The sequence below is a fragment of the Bradyrhizobium nivariense genome (assembly GCF_029846695.2).
Lineage (GTDB): Bacteria > Pseudomonadota > Alphaproteobacteria > Rhizobiales > Xanthobacteraceae > Bradyrhizobium.
Genome location: NZ_JARWCR020000029.1, coordinates 88,562 through 94,852 on the forward strand (window position 1 = coordinate 88,562; position 6,291 = coordinate 94,852).

At 62.0% G+C, this 6,291-nt stretch carries 3 protein-coding genes, 1 tRNA gene and 2 pseudogenes; 4 read left to right on the forward strand and 2 right to left on the reverse strand.

Going from position 1 to position 6,291, the window contains the following annotated elements; all coding sequences use genetic code 11:
- The first annotated feature begins 90 nt into the window (after window positions 1-90).
- The 3 genes and pseudogenes from QCM77_RS23405 (at window position 91) to QCM77_RS23415 (ending at window position 2,892) form a co-directional block, all read left to right on the forward strand.
- Window positions 91-1,020, forward strand: coding sequence for an alpha/beta fold hydrolase (locus tag QCM77_RS23405; RefSeq protein ID WP_279688996.1), 930 nt, complete (start codon window positions 91-93; stop codon window positions 1,018-1,020).
- Between the two features lie 111 nt (window positions 1,021-1,131).
- Window positions 1,132-1,879: pseudogene (locus tag QCM77_RS23410) on the forward strand (SDR family oxidoreductase).
- Window positions 1,880-2,058: 179 nt separating this feature from the next.
- Complete coding sequence (locus tag QCM77_RS23415; protein WP_279685070.1) at window positions 2,059-2,892, forward strand: DUF3108 domain-containing protein; 834 nt, start codon at window positions 2,059-2,061, stop codon at window positions 2,890-2,892.
- A gap of 441 nt (window positions 2,893-3,333) precedes the next feature.
- Here QCM77_RS23415 and QCM77_RS23420 read toward each other — a convergent pair.
- Both QCM77_RS23420 and QCM77_RS23425 read right to left on the reverse strand, forming a co-directional pair.
- A pseudogene (locus QCM77_RS23420) lies at window positions 3,334-3,936 on the reverse strand (IS256 family transposase); the annotation flags it as partial.
- Between the two features lie 343 nt (window positions 3,937-4,279).
- A tRNA-Met gene (locus tag QCM77_RS23425) sits at window positions 4,280-4,356 on the reverse strand.
- Between the two features lie 313 nt (window positions 4,357-4,669).
- Here QCM77_RS23425 and QCM77_RS23430 point away from each other — a divergent pair.
- Window positions 4,670-6,127: a coniferyl aldehyde dehydrogenase gene (locus QCM77_RS23430; protein ID WP_279661494.1), complete on the forward strand. Its 1,458-nt coding sequence runs from the start codon at window positions 4,670-4,672 to the stop codon at window positions 6,125-6,127.
- Window positions 6,128-6,291: the final 164 nt, after the last annotated feature.

Sequence of the window (6,291 nt, forward strand, 5' to 3'; positions counted from 1 at the left end):
ACTGTACCGGGTCCGGCTGCTGCGATCTATGGTGTTGGTATTGCGAGCCGCCAATAGAGCGAAATGCCACTGAACGTAAGGCCAGCCAAGGTGTCGACAATTCCGGACATAAAGGACGAGTACCGAGTCGAGTCCGTCGTCTCCGCCGACGGAACCACGATCGGGTATCGGCGCTACGGTCGCGGCCCCGGTATCGTTCTGGTCGAAGGGGCTATGGGCACGGCTCACAATTATGACCAGTTGGCGCGATCATTGGCGGGCAACTTCACTGTTATCGTTCCTGATCGACGGGGACGAGGGCTAAGCCCGCGTGATTTCTCGCCCGATCATTGCCTGCAAAAAGAGATTGAGGATCTCGAAAGTCTGTTCGGGCAAACAGAAGCAGAGTTTCTGTTCGGCCTCAGTTCGGGCGGCGTTATCGCTTTGGCGGCTGCTCGTTATCTACCAGCGCTTCGCAAGGTAATTCTCTACGAACCGCCTTTCCCGGTCGGCAGCGATCGTTTCCATCTTGTCCCACGTTTCAATCGCGAGGTTACGGAAGGCAAGATGGCGACCGCTTTGGTGACCGCCAATCAGATGGTCGGTCTTGCCCCGCCGATATTGGCCATTCTTCCACGCTCGATCCTTCAGCTCCTGACCGGCGCCATGCTGCGCAGAGACGACAAGACGCACGGGGAATATACACCCATACGCACTTTGCTGCCGGCGATGCGCTACGACTTCAATGTCGTGTCCGAGATGCAGGGCAAAGCGGGAGACTGGGGCGAGGCCAAGGTCGAGATCTTGTTGCTCGGGGGGACGAAAAGTCCCGCCTATCTCAAAATGGCCCTTGGTGTACTCGAGCAACGTCTGCCTGCAGCAAAGAGAATTGAGTTCGAGGGGCTGGCTCACTCCGGGCCCTGGAATGCGGATCGACGCGGGAGCCCAAACATCGTCGCGGATGCTATCTCCGAGTTCATACTGAAGCCAAACGCGCGCTCATTCGCCGGTAGAGCCGGTCCGATCGATGGTCGATCTTAAACGCGCTGCTGGCACCGACGGCCAAAAGGCCGGAGCTTCGGTTACGGAATCGCGCATCGGTCGAACTGATCAGGACAGCTCGGTACAGCTAAACCATCTAGCGGAGCCCTCATGAAATCTATCCTGATTACCGGATGTTCATCCGGGTTTGGTCTTCAGACTGCACGATATTTCTCTGATCGCAATTGGAAAGTCGTCGCGACGATGCGGAAGCCTCGCGAGGGCGTCCTACCCCTCTCACGAACACCTGCGCGTACTAGCCCTCGATGTCACAGATCCCATGAGCATTCGTCAGGCCGTGGAGGCCGCAGGGCCGATCGATGTCCTGGTCAACAATGCAGGGATTGGCTGGCTGAACGCCCTCGAAGGCACGCCGATAGACGCCGCGCGCGAGGTCTTCGAGACGAACACCCTCGGCACGATGGCGATGACGCAGGCGGTGCTGCCTCAGTTTCGGCAACGGAAAGCGGGCGTCATCGTGAACGTCACATCGAGCGTGACCTTGAAGCCGCTTCCCCTGCTGTCCGTATACACCGCGAGCAAGGCGGCGGTGAATGCGTTCACAGAGTCTCTGGCGCTCGAACTCGAGCAATTCGATGTTCGCGTGCGCTTGGTGCTACCAGGACGGGCTCCGGAGACCCGCTTCGGCGAAAACGCCCGATTGCGAATGCAAGATGGCTTCCCCGAGGCGTATGCAGGCTTGGCACAGAGCGTCTTTGCGAGACGGGAGCAGGAGTCGCTTGCGATCACGCAGTCGCTTGACGTGGCGGAGGCGGTGTGGCTTGCGGCAAATGACCCATCCTGTCCGGTTCGCATTGCTGCCGGCGCTGACGCCGTGGCGTTGGCTGGGTCATGGTGATTGGGGTCCGGAAGCTGTGGGGCCAAAATGCATTTCAGCTCTCGTCGTCAGTGTCTTTGGGCCCCAGCTTGAGTTCGCTATGAGCGACCCGGTCAGGACGCCGTCGTGATTACGCGAGGCAGTAACGGAATCGGCCTGGATGCAGCTGGACAGTTCCTCGGGCTCGGCAAGGAGGGGGCGTGACTTGGTTAAGATCCTCGGTTCAGATAGCCACTCTCGGCTTTTGCGTTCTAACTGCGCCAGATATCGCAACGGCCCACGACGAGGTGCATCTGTCCTATGAAGTTTCGCTCGCCGGGCTGTCCCTTGCCACGGCGGATCTCGACCTCATCGTCGGGGATAGTAGCTACGTCGCGCGGATGCAATACCGGACGTCGGGTGCGGCTCGGCTGACGAGCAGCGGGGCCGGAGAGGCGATCGCCAAGGGCGCCTATATGGGTGGCCGCTTCGTTCCAGCGACCTTTGATCTCGACCACCGGGCCGGTCGGCGATCGCGGAAGATCGCGATAACCATCGTGGACGGGAAAATAAAATCAATGACGTTGGACCCGCCAATCGATCCGGATTCCGGACGGATGCCGTTTGAATTGGACAAGCTCGGGACTATCATCGATCCGCTCAGCGCCACGGTGGTATCCGGTGTCACAACCGACGGCAGACCAGAGACGCGAGTCTGCGACCGAATCCTGCCGATTTTCGATGGCATCCGTCGCTATGACATCGAGCTTTCCTTGCAGGGCAGCGGCTTCTCCAATCGAGGGATATTCATCGGCCCCCTCACGAACTGTCGGTTGCGACTGATGCATCTTTCGGCTGAAGAAAAACCCGAGAATGCTACGCAATCAGCCGAACGAGGCGCGCGGCTCGGGTCGGTTGATGTCACATTTGGCTTCGTCGCGGCAGTCAAGGTCTACGTTCCCGTGGCGATTTCAGCGGAGGTCGGCCGGGCTACGCTGATGGTCCGGCTCATTCAGTTTTCAACCGGCGGAGCGCGTACTGACGCAGCGCGATGAGGGCGTCGCATTGGGCCGCCAGGTTGCACGCGAGCGGGCATGCCTGCGAGCGAGTTTCCGATTGAACCGAACCGGTACGGCAAGCGTGACCGCACACTCTCCAGGCACTTGCGAGAGGACATCGCGGACCATCTCGCCGACAGCGGAGACGTCCAGCGATCTGCCATTGGCGACGTCGATGGTTTAGAGCTTTCCACCGAGATCCTCGGCGAGATGCAACGTGGCGTCACAACGCGGCGGGGATGTTGCTGCCCTCCACTTTACGGCTGAGGCGTGCGACAAGATCGAGGCGCATTCGGTGTAGAACGGGGCTTCTAGACAACCAGCATCTCAATGGACGGGAACCGAAGGATCGTGTCCCCTAGCGTGGTGTAGCTGGCGGTGGGTCACCGCGTTCACCGACCAAGGCCGGGCAGGTCAGCTGGCGATAGCCGGAAGGCTGACATCGGGATCATCGCGGAAGATGCCGACGACCTCGGTTCGCCGCTTGATCTCGCCGTTGAGGCGCTCGATCGGGTTAGTCGAGTGCAGCTTGGTTCGATGTTGCGGGGGAAATGTCATATGGGCCAGCACGTCAGTCTCGGCCTCGTCGAGGAAGCCGGCGAGCTTTGGCAGCTTGAGGCGGACCTGATCCGCGACCTTGCGCCACTGCGTTCGCGCGGCCTCGGCATCGTCCTGGGCGAACGCGGCGGCGATGAAGGCGGAGACGACGCGCCGGCCGCTCTTGCTGGCATGCCCCAGCGCGTTGCGCATGAAGTGGACGCGGCCGCGCTGCCAGCTGGCGTTGAGCACCTTGGCCACGGTGGCCTTGATGCCCTCGTGGGCGTCGGACACGACCAGCTTGACGCCGCGCAGGCCGCGGCGGGCGAGCTTGCGCAGGAACGCCCAGAACGTCTCGGCTTCGGAAGGACCAATATCCATGCCGAGCACCTCGCGCCGACCGTCACTGTTGACGCCAACCGCAACGATCGCCGCAACCGACACGATGCGCCCCTGCTGGCGCACCTTCACGTAGGTGGCGTCGATCCACCGATAGGGCCAGTCAAGGTTCATCATGTCTTCGGTCATCGGTGAATCCTCGGTTGCGTTGGCGTGTCGCAACCCGATCCTGCCGGTGAACTGCCGGTGACCACCGCAAAGCCGCCCGCCCGCTACGGCGCTATGTGAGGCGCGCGTCCGGGCGGCTTTGCTCTGCCGAGCTACACCACCACCGGGGACACGACCCATAATCTCGCCGTTTGCCCGCTGCGCTTTTGGCATTCCGCAATTGGTTGCGGGTGATTTGAACCTACCAAAGTAAGCCATTGATTTTGTTGGCGCGACGGTTCGGCCCTAAAAGCAAAAACCCAGCAATCCATTGGGATTGCCGGGTTTTTAGTGCCGAACTTGGTTGCGGGGATAGGATTTGAACCTATGACCTTCAGGTTATGAGCCTGACGAGCTACCGGGCTGCTCCACCCCGCGTTAAACCGTTGCTTTGCCTTCGCGAAAATGCCGGAGACGGTGAGGTAAGGCCGACGCTGCTCGCGTAGCTTGCTTCGTCCGTCCCAAAGGCTTCCTTGGAAGGCAACCCCGGGGCAAAGCCCGTTGGGTGCGAGCGGTATGTACCAACCCGGGGTGCCTTTGGAAAGGGCTGCGGGAACGTTTTTTTCGACTTTATGACAGGCGGATGGACCAGATTCGGGTCTGTTTGGCGCGCCCTTGCCAGAAGTTCCACAAAGGGCCAGCTTGCGGCAACAAAACCAAGGGGCCAACGCCACTTACAAGGGAGAATGCCATGGATCGCGCCTTGAACCAATCCTTGGACAATTCCCCAGCGAGCGCCCCGCAGCTAGCCCTCGAAGACGCCTTCCATGCCATGGTCGCGCGGTCGCGGGCCGAGCCGGCGCCTGGCCTCGCCGAGCGGCTCGACCGGCTGGCACGGCTGCGCGCCGTGGTCGCCGACAACGAGGAGCGTTTCCGGCAGGCGATCTCGGCCGATTTCGGCCACCGCTGCGCGGTCGAGACCACCATCGCCGAGACCATGCTGGTGTTCTCCGAGATCCGACATGCCACAAAGCACCTCAAGAGCTGGATGGCGCCGCAGCGCGTCGCCACCGCGCTGCAATTCCTGCCCGCGCGCAACCGGCTGCTGCCGCAGCCGCTCGGCGTCGTCGGCATCATCGCGCCCTGGAATTATCCGCTGCAGCTGACGCTCGCCCCCGCGATCGGCGCCATCGCCGCCGGCAACCGCGTCATCATCAAGCCAAGCGAGCTCGTGCCGCACTTTGCACGCCTGCTGAAGGAGACGGTCGCCGAGCGGTTCGACGCTGCGGAGTTGCTCGTGGCCGGCATCGAGGACGAGATCGCAAAGGCCTTCGCACACCTGCCGTTCGATCATCTCGTATTCACCGGCTCGACCCGGGTCGGGCGGCTGGTCGCGGAGGCCGCGGGACGCAATCTGACACCCGTCACGCTCGAACTCGGCGGCAAGTCGCCGGCGATCATCGACGCCTCGGCCGATCTCGAGGAGGCGGCCGAGCGCATCGCCTACGGAAAGCTGCTCAATGCCGGGCAGACCTGCATCGCGCCGGATTATGTGCTGGTGCCCGAGCGCTCGTTGCAGGCCTTCGCCGAAAAAGTGCGCGCGCAGATGCGGCGCATGTTCGGCACCGATCCCGCCAACAAGGATTATACCTCTGTGATCTCCGACCGGCATTATGCGCGGCTGGAAAATCTCGTCGCGGATGCGGCACGTCGCGGCGCAAAGATCCTGCAGCCGGCGAAGGCCGACGATCCCAACTGGAAGGCACACCGTAAATTCCCGCCGACGCTGATCGTCGGCGCGACCGACGACATGGCGGCCATGCAGGAGGAGATTTTCGGGCCGGTGCTCCCCGTGCTCGGCTATCGCGATCCGGCCGACGCGATCGCCTTCGTCAACGCCCGCGACCGGCCGCTGGCGCTGTACTGGTTCGGCAAGGACCGCACCGCGCGCGACGAGGTGCTGGCGCGCACCGTCTCCGGCGGCGTCACCATCAACGACTGCCTGTTTCATTTCACGCAAATCAACCAGCCGATGGGCGGCGTCGGCGCATCCGGCACCGGCGCCTATCACGGCGAATGGGGCTTTCGCACGTTCAGCAAGCTGAAGCCGGTGTTTTATCGCTCGAAGTTCAACCGCCTTGCCGACCTCTATCCGCCATATGGCGGCAAGATCGCGCGGCTGGAGAAGATGATGCGGTTCATGTCGTAGCAGCTACCAAACCCGTCATTGCGAAGCGCAGCGAACCTAGCAGTCTGCTGAAAAACTATGAAGTCGAGAGTTTTCTTGTCTTTGTTCGGTCGCTGTCGGGGCGGAGCGCTGGAGGTTGGATGTCGTGTTCGGCTTGGCGCCGGGTTGCCCCGGCGCGGGGTGGC

What these genes read in the sequence shown, in the direction of transcription:
- QCM77_RS23430 (WP_279661494.1), top strand. Translation starts at nt 4,670, where the DNA reads ATGGATCGCGCCTTGAACCAATCCTTGGACAATTCCCCAGCGAGCGCC.